15 protein-coding genes, 2 pseudogenes and 1 other annotated feature are annotated in these 15,850 nt (G+C 37.3%); of the genes and pseudogenes, 11 read left to right on the top strand and 6 right to left on the bottom strand.

Annotated elements, in window-relative coordinates:
- From HMPREF0518_RS09960 to HMPREF0518_RS00545, 5 genes and pseudogenes are all read left to right on the top strand, one after another.
- Positions 1–178, top strand: a pseudogene (locus HMPREF0518_RS09960) (cyclic-di-AMP-binding protein CbpB); the annotation flags it as partial.
- Positions 179–310: 132 nt separating this feature from the next.
- Complete coding sequence (locus HMPREF0518_RS00565) at positions 311–2,167, top strand: heavy metal translocating P-type ATPase (RefSeq protein ID WP_003625007.1); 1,857 nt, start codon at positions 311–313, stop codon at positions 2,165–2,167.
- Between the two features lie 57 nt (positions 2,168–2,224).
- Positions 2,225–2,281: a sequence feature (sodium ion sensor (DUF1646 type); this cis-regulatory element may regulate processes involved in with the transportation of sodium ions), on the top strand.
- Between the two features lie 38 nt (positions 2,282–2,319).
- A complete protein-coding gene (locus HMPREF0518_RS00555; protein WP_003625003.1) occupies positions 2,320–3,489 on the top strand; it encodes a cation:proton antiporter in 1,170 nt (389 codons plus the stop codon).
- A 128-nt stretch (positions 3,490–3,617) separates the two neighbouring features.
- A complete protein-coding gene (locus HMPREF0518_RS00550) occupies positions 3,618–3,926 on the top strand; it encodes a type II toxin-antitoxin system Phd/YefM family antitoxin (protein ID WP_003625002.1) in 309 nt (102 codons plus the stop codon).
- Complete coding sequence (locus HMPREF0518_RS00545; RefSeq protein WP_003624999.1) at positions 3,913–4,182, top strand: Txe/YoeB family addiction module toxin; 270 nt, start codon at positions 3,913–3,915, stop codon at positions 4,180–4,182. Before HMPREF0518_RS00550 ends, HMPREF0518_RS00545 begins: the two co-directional genes overlap by 14 nt.
- Here HMPREF0518_RS00545 and HMPREF0518_RS00540 read toward each other — a convergent pair.
- Entirely contained in the window at positions 4,175–5,788 is a 1,614-nt protein-coding gene (locus HMPREF0518_RS00540; RefSeq protein ID WP_023192828.1) for an ATP-binding cassette domain-containing protein, read from the bottom strand. The genes HMPREF0518_RS00545 and HMPREF0518_RS00540 overlap by 8 nt on opposite strands.
- A gap of 4 nt (positions 5,789–5,792) precedes the next feature.
- A complete protein-coding gene (locus tag HMPREF0518_RS00535) occupies positions 5,793–6,422 on the bottom strand; it encodes a DUF4097 family beta strand repeat-containing protein (RefSeq protein WP_003624995.1) in 630 nt (209 codons plus the stop codon).
- Between the two features lie 91 nt (positions 6,423–6,513).
- On the opposite strand from HMPREF0518_RS00535, the gene HMPREF0518_RS00530 reads away from it, so the two are divergent.
- The 3 genes from HMPREF0518_RS00530 to HMPREF0518_RS11080 all read left to right on the top strand — a co-directional run bounded on the left by HMPREF0518_RS00530 (position 6,514) and on the right by HMPREF0518_RS11080 (position 7,898).
- Positions 6,514–7,371 (top strand): Rgg family transcriptional regulator, encoded by an 858-nt coding sequence (locus HMPREF0518_RS00530; protein WP_012212392.1) that lies wholly within the window; start codon positions 6,514–6,516, stop codon positions 7,369–7,371.
- Complete coding sequence (locus tag HMPREF0518_RS00525; protein ID WP_003624992.1) at positions 7,368–7,649, top strand: hypothetical protein; 282 nt, start codon at positions 7,368–7,370, stop codon at positions 7,647–7,649. Before HMPREF0518_RS00530 ends, HMPREF0518_RS00525 begins: the two co-directional genes overlap by 4 nt.
- 111 nt (positions 7,650–7,760) lie before the next feature.
- Complete coding sequence (locus HMPREF0518_RS11080; protein ID WP_023060748.1) at positions 7,761–7,898, top strand: putative holin-like toxin; 138 nt, start codon at positions 7,761–7,763, stop codon at positions 7,896–7,898.
- An 842-nt stretch (positions 7,899–8,740) separates the two neighbouring features.
- On the opposite strand, the gene HMPREF0518_RS00520 is transcribed toward HMPREF0518_RS11080, so the two are convergent.
- Positions 8,741–9,397, bottom strand: coding sequence for a CPBP family intramembrane glutamic endopeptidase (locus tag HMPREF0518_RS00520; protein WP_003624988.1), 657 nt, complete (start codon positions 9,395–9,397; stop codon positions 8,741–8,743).
- A gap of 88 nt (positions 9,398–9,485) precedes the next feature.
- On the opposite strand from HMPREF0518_RS00520, the gene HMPREF0518_RS00515 reads away from it, so the two are divergent.
- Positions 9,486–10,589, top strand: a complete 1,104-nt coding sequence (locus HMPREF0518_RS00515; RefSeq protein ID WP_003624985.1) for a YdcF family protein — start codon at positions 9,486–9,488, stop codon at positions 10,587–10,589.
- 24 nt (positions 10,590–10,613) lie between these two features.
- A pseudogene (locus tag HMPREF0518_RS00510) lies at positions 10,614–12,941 on the top strand (ABC transporter ATP-binding protein/permease).
- 34 nt (positions 12,942–12,975) lie between these two features.
- On the opposite strand, the gene HMPREF0518_RS00505 reads toward HMPREF0518_RS00510, so the two are convergent.
- On the bottom strand, positions 12,976–13,584 hold the full coding sequence (locus tag HMPREF0518_RS00505; protein ID WP_003624979.1) for an ECF transporter S component: 609 nt from the start codon (positions 13,582–13,584) through the stop codon (positions 12,976–12,978).
- Between the two features lie 106 nt (positions 13,585–13,690).
- On the bottom strand, positions 13,691–14,518 hold the full coding sequence (locus HMPREF0518_RS00500; protein ID WP_004561127.1) for an aldo/keto reductase: 828 nt from the start codon (positions 14,516–14,518) through the stop codon (positions 13,691–13,693).
- Positions 14,519–14,635: 117 nt separating this feature from the next.
- Between HMPREF0518_RS00500 and nagB the strand changes: the two genes are divergently transcribed.
- Entirely contained in the window at positions 14,636–15,355 is a 720-nt protein-coding gene (gene nagB / locus HMPREF0518_RS00495) for a glucosamine-6-phosphate deaminase (RefSeq protein WP_003624974.1), read from the top strand.
- Positions 15,356–15,501: 146 nt separating this feature from the next.
- Here the strand turns inward: nagB and HMPREF0518_RS10500 are convergent, their stop codons facing one another.
- Positions 15,502–15,714: a MurR/RpiR family transcriptional regulator gene (locus tag HMPREF0518_RS10500; protein ID WP_003624972.1), complete on the bottom strand. Its 213-nt coding sequence runs from the start codon at positions 15,712–15,714 to the stop codon at positions 15,502–15,504.
- Positions 15,715–15,850 lie beyond the last annotated feature (136 nt).

Raw genomic sequence — 15,850 nt, 5'->3', positions numbered from 1 at the left:
TTTTGTGCAAACTACACTAGAAGCACAACTGCATTTATTAATTAATAATGCCTTCTTGCCAATCGTCGATGACCGTGGCGTTTTCCAAGGATTGCTTACTAGACGTGAGTGGATCAAAGCATTTAATTATGTAACTCATACGTATGATAAGCACTATAAATCTATCAAAATAAAATAACTGTTAGGCAGCTTGCAAAAAGCTGTCTTTTTTAATGATTGAAACTAGTTTTCTATTTACATATCCTTATGGCAAAAGAATGTTATAATGATTTGAGTAGAGTGATGTATTTACTTTTTTAGAGGCTATATTATGAAACGTCAATGGAAATTTATTGTCGTTTTAATTGCCGGGGTAATAAGTTTAATTTTTGAATTTGGTTTGCATGCTTCTACTCTATTTGTAACGCCAATTCTTAAATTACAAATGAATCCGCAAGCAATTATTATCGACATTTTGGGTATTTGGATTTCCGTCCTCCTATTAATGGAAATATTTAATGATTGGAAATCTGGCCGTTACGGTGTCGATATTTTGGCCGTAATTGCGATCGTCTCTACCATTTTAATCAACAATTACTGGGCTGAATGGATGATCTTGGTAATGTCTACTGGTGGTGAAACCCTAGCAGACTACGCTACAGGTCAAGCCAGCAAGGAATTGCGTTCCCTTTTGAACAATACTCCTCGTATTGCTAACAAGTTAGTTAATGGCAAGATTAGTGAAGTTAACGTTGAAGACTTGAAGATTGGTGACATCGTTTTGATCAAGCCTGGTCAACAAGTCCCAGTTGACGGTGAAATTGTTAAAGGCGACTCAAGTTTTGACCAATCATCATTAACTGGTGAATCTGTTCCTGTTGCTAAAAAGCCGGGCGATGAGCTGATGTCTGGTTCCGTTAATGGTGATGCAGCCGTTCAAATGAAGGTTACGAAAGCTGCCAAGGATTCAGAATATCAGTCAATTGTTGCCTTGGTTAAGTCAGCACAAGCTCAGCCAGCTAAGTTCGTTAAGATGGCTGACCGTTACGCCATTCCATTCACCATCATTTCATTGATAATTGGTGGTGTCGCATGGGCTGTATCTGGGGATGCCACAAGATTTGCGGAAGTTATGGTTGTTGCTTCTCCATGTCCACTTTTGATTGCAGCTCCTGTTGCTTTGGTCAGTGGTATGAGTTCAATGTCAGCACACCACATCATTGTTAAGTCAGGTCCAACTCTTGAAAAGTTAGCTCGTGCTAAGACTTTCGCCTTTGATAAGACTGGTACTTTAACTGAAAATCAATTAGTTATTGATCAAATCATCCCTGAAGGTGATGGTCTTTCAAAAGAAGAATTGCAAAGCTTAGCTGCTAGTGTTGAGCAACAATCTAGCCACGTTATTGCCAGCTCTTTGGTTAAGGCTACTGACAGCAGTTTAATCAAGCCAGTTACCAACTTAAAGGAAACCACCGCTCAAGGTGTAGAAGGCGACGTAGATGGTAAGCATGTTAAGGTTGGTAAATTAAGCTTCGTTGCTCCTGATCATGAAAAAATTGCTGTAACTTCAACTGCTGTCTTTGTCTCAGTCGATGGCAAGTTTGCTGGTTATATCACTATGATGGATGAAATTCGTCCTGAAACAGCTGAAACCATTGCTAAGTTGAAGCGTCAAGGTGCAGAAGACATCATGATGCTTACCGGTGACCACATGCAAGTTGCCGAAAAAGTTGGTAAAAAGGCTGGTATTACCGATATTCGTGCCAATCTTTTACCAGCTGAAAAGATTAAGGCTATTAAGGAAGTGCCTAAAGACTTACGTCCTGTCGTTATGACTGGTGACGGTGTTAACGATGCTCCAAGTTTGACTGCTGCTGACGTTGGTATCGCTATGGGTGCCAAAGGCGCAACAGCTGCTAGTGAAAGTGCCGACGCCGTTATCATGGTTAACGATTTATCCAAGGTTAACGATGCGGTTGCCATTTCTAAACACACTATGAAGGTTGCTAACATCGACGTTTTAACTGCTATTGGTGTTGTTATCATCATCGAATTGATTGCCTTCACTGGTGTCATCCCTGCCTTTTGGGGTGCTATCTTGCAAGAAGTTGTCGACATGATTACTATCAGTTTGGGACTTCTTGCTAAGACTAAACCAAGCAACAAGCAATTTGGTTTGGAAGAGTAATTTGCATCCAGTTTAGAAAAATATTAAAATTAGACTCAACTGAATATTTCATTTAGTGGTTGGGTTTTTATCAGAATAAAAGCTTTCAAGATTTGCTTCTTTGGGTCAAGAAGCACCTTGAAAGCTTTTGCTTTTTTATAGAAAGGGAATACATGCATTTTTTAGGGGAATTAATCTTAATCCTTTTAACTACAGTTTTATTAGGACAGGTCTTTGCTCGCTTTAATATGCCTGCAGTTATCGGACAATTATTATCAGGAATCATATTGGGCCCTGCTATCTTAAATTGGGTAACACCAAACGACATCGTCAGTCTATTCTCAGAGTTTGGGGTAATCCTGTTAATGTTCTTAGCAGGTCTGGAAAGTGACCTGGACTTATTAAAGAAATACTTCAAGTTAAGTTTCACCGTAGCTAGTATCGGAGTTATCTTACCCGTTGTCTTCATGGGTATTGCCAGCTATTTCTTCGGCATGAAACCACTTGAAGCTCTCTTTATCGGAATTGTCTTTGCGGCAACCAGTGTGTCAATCTCCGTTGTAGTATTGCAAGAAGCACAACAACTCCATACCCGTGCCGGTACAGCAATTTTAGGAGCAGCCGTAGTTGACGATATTTTAGCGGTTGTTGTATTAAGTGGGTTCACTACTTTCAGTCACGAAGGCGGCAAGAGTGGGTTAACTAACAACTTCTTTATTAATATCTTGATCGAAATTGTCTACTTCGTTGTTGTGTGGATCATCTTTAAGTTCGCTGCGCCATACTTTATGAAGGCTTCCGAAAAAATCGATGTTGATTACTCCGTAGTTATCGGTTCACTTGTCTTAGCTTTAACAATGGCTTGGGCTGCCGACTTAGTTGGATTATCCGCCGTTGTAGGTGCATTCTTTGGTGGTTTGGCTATTAGACAAACGCCACAATATAAAGAAGTTCACTCTTCAGTTTCCGCAATTGGTTACGCGATTTTTATTCCGGTGTTCTTCGCTGACATCGGTCTTTCAATGACCTTTGAGAGCTTCTTCAAGGATATTTGGTTCATCATTATGATGACAATCTTAGCTCTCTTATCCAAATTCTGGGCTGGTAAATACTCAAGCGAAGTCTTCGGTTTTACTAAAAATGAAGGCAACATTGTGGGTGCCGGGATGGTTTCTCGTGGAGAAGTTGCCTTGATCGTGGCACAGATCGGGATCACTCATCACCTCTTCCCTGAAGATATTTACTCCAGTGTGATTTTAGTAATCATCGTTACAACGGTGCTTTCACCATTTATCTTGAATTACTTTATTAAAAAGCAAAAAGATAGTACAGAATTTATGTAAAAGAAAGTCTTCGACAAGGCGTCGGGGATTTTTCATGTTCGCTTGCGAACGAATACTAGATTTTTCAGTCTTAAAATGTAGACACAATTTAGCCTACATAATATAATACTGTTAGGAGATGATGGACCATGCTACAAACACCAAATAATATTAAAGCAGTTACTGCTCGTGACCTACGTAATAACTTTAAAAAAATTGCTGATGACATTAATGACTATGATACTACAGTTATTGTTGCTCGTCCTAAAGACAAAAACGTCGTAATTATTTCACAAAAAGAATATGATTCATGGCAAGAGACCTCATATCTTCTAGGGACTAAGGCAAATCGTGATGCATTAGCAGAAGCTAAAGAATCGTTTGAAAATAAAGATACCCGAAACAAAATCTTAACCCCAGAAGAATTCGAGGCTCTAACTAAAGATGACGAAGCTTAACGTAAATTTTAACTATAATGCCTGGGATGAATATCTAGAGTGGAAGAAAGAAGATAAAAAAACTTCAAAGAAAATCGATGGTCTCATTAGAGATTGTCAACGCCATCCATTCACTGGAAAAGGAAAACCTGAGCCTTTAAAGGCAAATTTAAGCGGTACATGGTCTCGAAAAATCAATCACAAAGATCGTATGGCTTATTCAGTTACGGCAACAGAACTTCAAATATGGCAACTAAAATATCACTATTCTAAATAGAAAGTCCTCGACAATATGTCGGGGATTTTTTATATCTTGAAACAAACTGTTCTAAATCGATTACTTGATCATATCTCTGCAACTCTTCTGGTTCATAATGATGAATCACTTCTACAAAAGTCAAATCAGACTCTAGCAAGTAATCGTGAATCTGATCTGAGGTCTTTTTATCAAGGGATGCGTTAATTTCATCAAGCAGCAGTACTGGTCGCTTCATTAAAATGGCCCGTGCCAATTCAATTCTTGCAAGCTGACCACCAGATAATTGATCCGCATTATCCCCTAAAGAATAATCCCATCCTTTCTCTTTCACGATGGTGTCTAGTCCCAACTTGGTGCAGACTTCCATTACCATTTCCCGGGAAATATCTACGCCAAGAGTTAAGTTAAACCATAAATTGTCCGCAAAAATTACAGGACTTTGACTAGCGTATGAAAAGATATTGGCGAATCCACCAGCCTTAGCTTGGCTATTATTCAAAATAATATCTTTAGCCTGACCGAATTCTCCTGTCATTAAATATTGCAAAAGCGTTGATTTACCAGTACCCGATGGCCCAATAACCGCTACTTTTTGTTCAGCCTTAATCTTTAAATTAAGATGTCTAGCCAGCTCCTGATCTTTTCTAATTAAAGTTAAATCATCCACTTCCAATTCACTAAAATCATTTTCAGAAACGTCTTCAGTTTTCTTGCCTTCGGCAATATACTTTTCAGCTTTAGCAACAATCTTTTTAGTAGTTGATAACTTATTGCGATCTTCTAAAATTGCCAAAATTGGATTAACAAAAGAATTCGACAACTGCACGATTGCAAATAATGCACCCAATGTAGTTTGTCCATTAACTACCATGTAAATCCCTACTAAGAATGGCACTGTAAAGGTAAATAAGTTAGCAATCAAGCTGACCCATGAAATTGTGTCCAAGTTCAGTAAATTCATCTTGCGCAGTGCTGCTTCTAATTGGTTAACGAACACATTATTCTTCTTAACAGCATTATCTTGCTTATCATATAACTTCAACGTTGAACTACCAGCTAAAAAATTCTTGATATGACTAACATACTTATCATTGGCGTTAGTCCAATTTTCGGAAGCAGTCTGAATTTTCCTTTGAAAGAAGCTAGACACTATCATCGGTAAGCATGAACCTATTAGGAAAAGCAAGGTTACTAACCAGTTAACCAACAATGCATAGCCTAATGCAAAAATGATCATGTACGCTTGCATCATTATTTCAATTTCTGCATCAAAACGATTAGTTTCTAATAATTTAAAATCTGTAGTTAGATAACCTAAACTATTAGTATTTTCATCACTAGATTGTTTAAGCATCCCTTTTAAGATACCAAGCCGTAAAGTAATATTTGCTTCTTGAATCGCACCTGTTTTTAAACGATTGAAAATAAGTGAAGCTAAAAAGGTAATCAACAGACCACTAACAGCAATTAACAAAATTTGCGGTAAGTCACTAAAGCTTCTTTGTGTAGCAATATTAGTCAACGTCTGCACCATATAAGCCACGATAATCTGTTTCATACCGGCAATTAAACCGAAGATAATCATGCTGATAAATTTAGAATGTGAAGAGTATTTGTAAATCATATTTCTATCCTCCGTAACTTACCGTTATGTCACCATTTGAATTATCAATACTTAATACTCTTCGCGCCTTGTCATCCTTACTGTAAGAGTCACCTTTATTTGAACCATTTATCTCAACGTGTCCATTCGACGTATCCAGATCATAACCGTCAGCTGTACTATGATCGACCATAATATTGCCGTTTGAAAGATCAATTTCACCTTGACTAACAGCAACGCCTTGAACCGTAACGCTACCGTTAGAATTATCGATTTCAATATTTTTTAACTTTTCATTTGGTAATTCAATCGTAATTTGTGGTACTACAGAATGTTTTTTGAATAAGTCAAAGAGATTTCCATTAACCACCTTAATGCCATCTTTATCTTCAACAATTAATCGCTTATTCTTAACTTCAACTTTTGGAAGCAACTTCTGTCTCCCTTCAAAAAGGACACGGTAATGATTGCCTTGTTTGACTTTAATATTGGCATTACTGGTATCAACTTTTACTTGATTAAATTCGCAATTAGTTAAAACTTTTTGTACTACTTGTTCTGAACTAACTTTATTCATATCCTGCACCTTTAAAATTCCTAAGATAACTAAAATAATTACAATAGCCAAAATTAACATTTCCATTCCTCTTTTCATTTCTATCCCTCGCTACTTGAATTGTTATTAGTATCGCAGGATAATGAATGAAAATGTAAAGAATTTGCAGATCTGCAAACTGAGGTATGACATGTTTAAATATGGTTCATTTTATAAAGATTTACGCAAAGAACAAGAAATCACGCAAACTGAGGCGTGCCAGGGAATTTGTTCTATTTCTAAACTCTCTCGTTGGGAAAACAATCAGGTAGAAGTAGAATTCAGTACGGCAATTGCGTTACTCAAACGCATTAACATTACGCTAGATGAATTCACCGAACGGGCAAACATCGAAGCAGAATTTGAACTGCCTGATGAGATAGTTACGGCAATTAAGGATGAAGATGTTCCTGTACTACGTAAGTATGCGCAGGATCATTTAGCTAAATATCACGCTAGCAAAAACATTCTTGAATTAAAAAATATTATGCTAGTCTGTAACAAACTGCTTTTAATTGAGGGGAAGAATTACCTGACTACTGCTGATATTCAACGCATTGGCTCTTATCTGCTACATAATACAGTCTGGTCTAAATACAACATTACCTTGTTTGCCAATTCACCCTTCTTGTTGAATTCCGAAATTGGCTTTAAAATCGCCATGCGGATCGTCCATAACTTTGACCAAGTTAGCGATTTGACTGATAATCTCACAATCTTTATGGGTGGTCTCTCAGATACTGTTATTGCTTTTATTTTTAAAAAGAAACTAGACTACGCACAACAGTTATTAGATGAATTGCGTAAGATCGAACTTCCGCCTCATTTCATGTTTTTTGATCTCACCTTAACCTTTTTGCAACGGGGCATCGACTACTGTCAGACTGGAAATGAACAACCAGTTCTAGCAATATTTAATAATTTGATACAATTGAACTGCTCACGACATGCACAGAAATTGTTAGAAGCCTTCAAGGATGTTAAACAAATTTGGGAGGACAATGAATGAATCCTACAGAGAAAATACGCTTAGCTAAAAAGATTTCCGCACTCATTGCAATTATTGCCTGGGTAATAACTATTATTTTCATGGCAGTAAAGATTTATGGTTGGATACAAGATCCGCACCTACCTGCTATCCATGATCAATTTGTTGCTATTATCGACTTTATTCCATTAGTTAGTGGCTTTCATCCCGGTATTTGGTGCTTTGATATTGCAGTCCTTGCCACTATTGTTTGGCTAATTTTGCATTCATTCTATGGAAAAGAAAATCGTTCCAACTAATGTGTGAACGATTTTTTGTGTTCGCTTGTGAACGTATATTTGGATTTAGTATAATTTTATCCGTAGAAAAGCTGAAACGGTGGCTATCCTCGAAGGAGATGGTGCTTATGAGTGATTTTTAACTCGTATTCACATCCTAATAGAGCAGCCTTCGTGTCTGTCTCAGATGCGTTACAGCTAATGTTAGATTTCGGCTCATTTGTCGTTGTATTAATTTTATTAGTTGTGGAGTTGATTAAATTTTTTTAATCAGCAAAATAAAAAATAACTGCTTTAGCTCGGCAAAGCTGGCAGTTATTTAGTATATTTTAAAATTATATTTGATCGCACCGCTGATGCTATTTCTACACTACGAGGTTGACACATTTGTCAGCCTCTTTTTCATCACTATTATAACAAGTTTAAACAGCTTCAACAATTATTTATATTTTAATATCTTATAGAGCAACACATACTTTCCTTTTATCTAATCACCTGATGTACTTCTAAAAAACACTTTATATTGAGGGATAGTATGACCAAGCCAAAGAATTCGTTGAAGAATATAAAGACCAATAGGCTCATATTTAACTCAATTTAATTGCAGTTTTTAGCTTGATTTCATATAATAATAAAAGAAAAGGAGCTAGCAACTTGCACTTGCTAACTCCAAGCGTAACTCGAATGACTATCGCGGCTAACCCTTGTAGTTAGCTTTTTTCATTATTGCATAAGCTTTGGCTAAGTTAATGGCAAGTCTGCCAACCGCGCCTAGTATAATACTTATAGCAATCGCCCAGCAACCAGGTATACCGCTCCAGTCCATCCAATTTTTTCATGACACATAACCATTTTACTTTTCATTTTGGGGAGTAAAATTTTGGAGCAACTTATAATTGCAATCAAAAAATCCCGTTACATCAAACGTAACGGGATTTTTATATATCTATGAATGTTAGTTATTTCCAACTACTACATCCTCCTAATCTTGAGAGTAGGTGAGACTGTTATGGATATATTTTCTTCGTTGCAAATGTATTATAACATCTATAATATTATTTTTAAAAATAACTTCTTTCCATTTTCGTATAAAATGGCCAACTAAAAATTTTTTATCCAATAAAGCCCATAGCGTTATAACACATGTGCACTAGCATCGAGTAACGTAAGTCCTTCGTCTGCATGTAAACCCAAGCTAGCACCATGCCTAAGCCCCAATATACAAAGATAAACTTGCTAAGCATTGGATCATGCATATAAGCGAATAAGAAGCCACTAACAATGATCCCTAGCAACTTATTCGTAATCTTTTTCTTCGTGAAGAAAATATTGAAAAACATCCCTCTAAAGATGACTTCCTCACAAAACGGCGCAATAAAGACCACCATAATTTCAAACAAGCCCTTGCTATGCAGCTCGATCTTATCTAATGCCTGTTGGTTATTCGAAACTCCTCGGCCAACTGAATTCAACATTAATATTGAAACAATGATAATTAAAACAAAGCCAACTATCGCAATTCCGATTCTCCGCATATCCCAGTGCGGCGTCTGATTAAAGCCCCAATCATTATGTTCTTTTAATTGCCGTTTATACAGATTGAAAATCACGAAAAGTACGACTACCGTCACCAACGCAGTCACTAATGCACGCATATGATCCAATCTGATTTTTTGGGGGTAAAAATAAAATACTTGCAGCTCGACATATAAAGCGAGCGACAAAATTGCCCCCGCAATATTTCCCAGGTAATGCCAAAATTTCGCCATTTTCTCATTAACACCTTGATTCTTTCATCTTTTAACTATTGTTTCCATTATAATAGAAATAACTCAAAATGACTAAGGAGGGGTCATCATGTTGAATGAAATCATCGCTTTTTTTGGGAGACGAGGCGAATTTTTCTACATCTCAGTTTTCATGCTAGTCATGTTTTTTGTCTTTCTCATTTCATGGCTAGTTGAACCACGCCGCCTGATCAATGGCGTATTTTTTACTATCTTTCTTGCTTCAGTAGTAATCTGGGTCACCGTTATGGTGCATAAAAGCACGAGTCACGGCCTGCAGCGAGCCTATGATTTGCTAGTCTTAGCAGCCTTCTTTTTGATCACCGCGCTATTAATCTTCGCTTGGCTTTTCCTATTTTGGAACGCCTATTTTGTCTGGAAATACGAGAGTCATACACTGCCTAACCTTTTAACATTGATCTTCGGCTTTGTCGCTTTAATTCTGAGTCTAATGTTTTTATTTGGTTCAGGACAATACCTGCCACGCTGGCTCAGCGTGCTGCTAGCTTCAATTCCAGCTATTGCTATTTACTTAGGTTTAGTTTTATACAACTTTCTAATTAACCTACTTTTGTACCAAATTTACCCACGCCGTTATAAGCAAGATTATCTGATTGTGCTAGGTGCTGGTTTAATTAATGGTGATCGCGTTTCTAAGCTCCTTGCTGCACGCATCAACCGTGCTATTCAATACTCTAACCGCCAGTATCAAAAAGGCAGGAAGCGCCCTATTATCATCATGTCAGGTAGTCAAGGACCTGATGAAAAGATACCTGAAGCTGTTGCAATGGCTAAATTTGCCCGAAAACGTGGCATCAAGACTAACCACTTGCTAATTGAAGACAAGTCTAAAAACACCTACCAAAATATGCTTTTTTCTAAGAGATTAGCTACTAAGGACTTCGGCAGTAGCAACTTTAGATCGACTTTCTTTAGCAACAACTACCATATTTTTAGAGCAGCGCTTTTAGCTAAGGAAGTAGGTCTAAAAGCTAATGGTGTCGGGGCTTTCACCCGTTTGTACTATCTGCCTAATGCCATTATTCGCGAATTTGCCGGTGTGTTTATCATGCATAAACACCGTCATTTCGTTATCATGGGAGTAATAGTTTTATTCTTTATCTTACAAGCTATCTTAGTTGCAACAGGCAATGTAAAGTTTAGTGTGATCTAAAACTATTTAGAAGAGAAGGACCGAATGCTACAACTAAAACATATTTTTAAATCATACAAGGTTGGAGACAATATCACCCATGCCCTAGATGATGTAACGATCTCATTTAGAGATCAAGAATTTGTTGCTATCTTGTGACCAAGTGGTTCTGGGAAGACAACAATGTTGAACGTAATTGGTGGACTTGACCATTATGACAAAGGCGATTTGATCATTAACGGTAAGTCAACCAAGAATTTTAAGGAAACAGATTGGGATGCCTACCGCAATAACAGTGTTGGCTTTATTTTTCAAAATTATAACCTCCTATCAATCATCGCTAACGTTGAATTAGGGATGAATCTATCTGGTGTCGGTAAAAAGGAACGTCATGAAAAAGCTATTGCCGCATTGACTAAGGGTGGATTAGAGGAACACATTAATAAGCGCCCTAACTAATTATCCGGTGGTCAAATGCAACGTGTTGCCATTGCCCGTGCGATCGCTAATGACCCCGATATCTTGCTGTGTGACAAGCCGACTGGTGCGCTTGATACCGAAACTTCCGTGCAAATCATGGAATTGATCAAGAAGCTTTCAAAAGATCGTTTGATCATCATGGTTACACACAATCCAGAATTAGCTGAAAAATATGCTACCAGAATCGTCAATTTCCAAGACGGTAAAATTCAGCATGATTCCAAACCTTTTAAGCCAGAGGACGAAAAAGATACTTTCAACTTGAAGCGGACCAAAATGTCTTACTGGAACGCAATTAAGCTTAGTTTCACCAATATTATGACTAAAAAAGGGCGAACTATTTTAACTGCTTTTGCCTCCAGTATTGGGATTATTTCTATTGCCGTTGTGCTTTCGATCTCTAATGGTTTTCAAAAGCAAATCAATACAACCATGAGTAAGGCTTTAGCCAAATATCCGATTACGATCTCGCAGACGGCTACTGACATGACTTCGATGAGCGAACGTGATGACTCGGACAAAAACGTTAAAAATCACGGTTATGTCACGGCGAAAAAGGATCCCAGTGAAGAGGCTCAGCATACTAACAAGATCACTGAGAAGTACGTTGATTACATCAATAAGATCAATCCTAACTATGCCAACAATGTTTCTTATCAAAGAGCGGTTAATTTAAACCTGCTTTCTAAGGTTTACGGCAAAGTTGAACGCGTACAATTTTTAAGTGCAGATCCTGATCAAAACGCCTCAATGTCTGCAATGCGCTCACAAGCAATGAGTTCCATGGGAATCGGTTCCTCTGTTTTTCCTACCGCTTTAAATAAAAAGAAGGGCTCATTTTTGAAGCAAAATTATCAGTTGCTTTATGGTCATTGGCCAAGCAAAACTACTGACCTTGTTTTAGTAACCGATAATAAAAATACCGTTAACATTAATTCTTTGAAGAACCTTGGTTTTGATGTCGACAACAAAGAACGTATTAAATTTAGTAAGTTAATTGGCAAAGAATTCAGTATCGTTGATAATAATGATTACTACCAAGAATTGCCTACGGGAATGTTTATTCCTAAGAAGGCTAATTCAGCAATGTACAACGGCGGTAGTAAGCTGAAGCTAACTGGAGTAATTAGACCTAAGAATGAAGATTCGATGGCTCTTTTATCAACAGGGATCGCTTATAGTGACAAGCTTTCTCAAGATGTCATCAATGACAACAAGAATTCTGCCATCGTGAAGGCTCAAAAGAAGACTAACCGCAATGTTTTAACTGGACAAAGCATGAAGGCTAGCGAAAAGAAGATGATCATGCAAACCTTAGGTGGCTCAAGCATCCCTACTGGCATTATGATCTATCCAAACAACTTTGATGATAAGGACAAGGTTCTTGATTATCTTGATAAGTGGAACAAGGGCAAAAAGAAGGCTGACAAGATCGTCTACACCGATATGTCGAGTGCCGTAACGACCATGACCGGTGGATTGCTTGGCGGTATTACCACTATCTTGGTTGCCTTTGCCGCAATTTCATTAATCACTTCCATGATTATGATCGGTATCTTAACTTACACTTCAGTTTTGGAAAGAACCAAGGAAATTGGAGTCTTGAAGGCTTTAGGTGCACGTAAGAAAGACATCACTCGCGTCTTTGACGCAGAAACCTTTATCTTAGGTGTCTTCTCTGGTGTGCTCGGTGTCTTCATCGCTTACCTATTAACATTCCCTATCAACAGCGTGATTTACAAGATCACTGACCTAGCTAATGTGGCTCAGCTTGATCCAAAGGCTGCGTTGATTTTGATCATTATTTCAACTGTATTAACTTTAATTGGTGGTCACATCCCTGCCAGAATGGCAGCTAAAAAGGACGCAGCTATCGCGCTTAGAAGCGAATAAGAAAAACAGCGTTAGAATTACTAACGCTGTTTTTCTACGCTCTTTTTAACACTAAATTAAGCGGTGTAACAATCACCGGCACTACTAATGCAGTGAAGATTGCTTCAATCACACCATTTGCACCTAGCGCCGTAATCAAAATCAGAATCAGCGGTGTGCTAGAACTATAGTTACCTAGGTAATGGACTAGACTAGCTGGATCATGCATAAAGAAAATACTAGTCAGTAAAATTACCATGATCGTATTAGTTAATGATGTTACTGCACCACTAAAAATGTAGCCTAACTTAGCATAATTGGTTTTACCCATTGCCTTGGTAATTAAGCTCGGGAAAAATCCTGCTAAAACACTAGGCACAACAGAAATTACTGGATTTTGGAACAACATCAAGCTGACCATATCACCAGGTTGTGTGTAGGCAACAATTAATCTGGTAATTCCCCAGAATAATCCGAATCCTAGACCAGCCTTTGTTCCCATCAAAGTACCATAAATTGCAATTGTCATTGGAATCGTGGTAATTGCTACTGGTAAAACAGGAATGATTCTCACATAGCCAATATTCGGCAAAAAAGTTTGCATGATCAAAATAGCTGCAAAAACTGCAGTAATGGTCATACGTCTCGTTTCTTCTCGTCTCATTTTTATCCCCAATTCATAAAAAAGATATTACTAATTAAACCATAGTCTAAAATTTTTCTCATCAAAAAGGGCCTGTTTCACATGAAAAAAGTCTTTTATTTTTTATCTAAATTACCGCTAAAGGCGTCTTCTCCGTTGGAATTGGGAAATCACTATTAATTAACCTTAACTCGTCATCAGTTAACTTTATTTCTTGAGCAGCAATATTTTCCTTCATGTGTTTAATGCTGCTACTTTTTGGAATAGCCAACACATTGCCATTGCGCAGTGTCCAAGCAAGCATAATTTGATGCGGCGTTACACCATGATCGCGAGCTACGATCTTCAAATTCTGCGTAATTCTAATCGTGTCTCCTGCTCCAGAATTAAATGGAGAATAACCAATGAAGCTGACACCATGATCTTTTTGCCAATCTTGTAAATCGAACTCCGTGCCGCGCTCTTTAATATTATAGAGATCTTCGTTAGCAAAACATTCTGTTCCACCGGGCACACCAAATAATTCTTTCATGTCGGACGTGTCAAAATTAGAAACACCCCAATGGCGAATTAATCCTTCTTTTTGTAAAGCCTGCAAGCCGCGAATCGTATCTGACAAGCGGTGATTACCACGCCAATGCAATAAATATAAATCTAAATAATCAGTACCTAATCTTTCTAAGCTAGCTTCAAGACTCTTTCTCTCTAGCTCAGGAGTTGCATGATAGGGATAGAATTTTGAAATTAAAAACAATTGATCGCGGTCATAATCTCTAATTGCCTCGCCTATCAGCTTTTCACTTTTACCATCGCCATACATCTCTGCTGTATCGATAATATTCAGCCCATTATCTAAACCATAGCGAATGGCTGCAATTTCGTCTTTTTTCTTTTTAGGATCTTCACCAATCCCCCAAGTACCTATACCTAAACCTGATAATTTTTCGAAATCCATCCGCATTCACTTCCTTTACTCAAATTTTAACATAGTTCTGCCTTTTTCATTTTACCAATTGACAAAATGGTCTATTCCATTTTATAATGGACTAGACCAGTAAAGGAGGATTTTAAAATGAAAGTTATTGTTACTGAAAACAAAATTCAAGGTGGAGCAAAAGCATTTGAGATTTTTAAAAATGAAATCAAAAATGGTGCTAAAGTTTTAGGTTTAGCTACCGGTTCTACCCCTGAAACTCTTTATCAAAACTTTATCAACAGTGATCTCAACTGTTCAAACTTAATCAGCATTAACCTTGATGAATATGTTGGCTTAACACCTGATAATCCTCAAAGTTACCACTATTTCATGCGTAAGCACTTATTCGATAAAAAGCCTTTTAAGAAATCCTACATTCCAGATGGCATGACCAAGGATGTCGCTGCTACTTGCAAAGAATACGATCAAATTATCAAAGACAATCCAATTGATGTTCAATTGTTAGGTATCGGCCGTAACGGTCACATCGCCTTCAATGAACCAGGTACTCCATTTGACATTGGTACTCACGAAGTTAAGTTAACTGAGAATACGATCAAGGCTAACTCACGCTTCTTCGATAATGAAGATGAAGTACCTAAGAGTGCAATTTGTATGGGTACTGCTAACATCATGGATGCTAAGAAGGTCGTTTTGATGGCCTTTGGTGAAAAGAAGGCACAAGCAATCAAAGAAATGATTGAAGGACCTGTTACTGAACAAGTGCCAGCATCAATTTTGCAAAAGCACCCTGATGTAACTGTTATTGTTGATAAGGCTGCAGCTCAAGAACTAGACGACAAATACAAGAACTAAATAACAATTTATCCCTGATTAAAAAAGCTATTTATAAATATTTCCCAGTAAATAACTTTTTCAAACTAAATAACCAACCAATTATTCTGTTAAATAATTAGTTGGTTATTTTTGTTTTTCTTAACTCAAATGCTGTTTTGTATTAATTAATCCTTTATCTTTAAATAATCTGTTAATTCTTGAGTAATCTCCATTTTTTCTTTTAATTCATTTAATTTAGGCGAAATTAAACTTGAAGCAAACATTTCAGAAAACAATGAATTTACTGCTCCAAATCGTAAAAGTTTTTCATTTGTTGGTAAAGAGATTATTATATCTGAGATTTGTCTTAATGGAGATGTCTTTTCTCGTGTAATCAAAACTATATTTTTGCGTGATTTTTTCTAGCCTGCTTAGCCATCAATAGTGGTTCTTGAGTCATTCCACTATAAGAAAAAATAACTAAAACATCATTTTTTGTGATATTTGTAATTCCTTCTAAGGCAATATGTGAAC

It is taken from the genome of Lactobacillus helveticus DSM 20075 = CGMCC 1.1877 (genome assembly GCF_000160855.1).
Lineage (GTDB): Bacteria > Bacillota > Bacilli > Lactobacillales > Lactobacillaceae > Lactobacillus > Lactobacillus helveticus.
The sequence above is the reverse complement of the archived record's forward strand: the minus strand, read 5'-3'. Positions and strand labels throughout refer to the sequence as shown.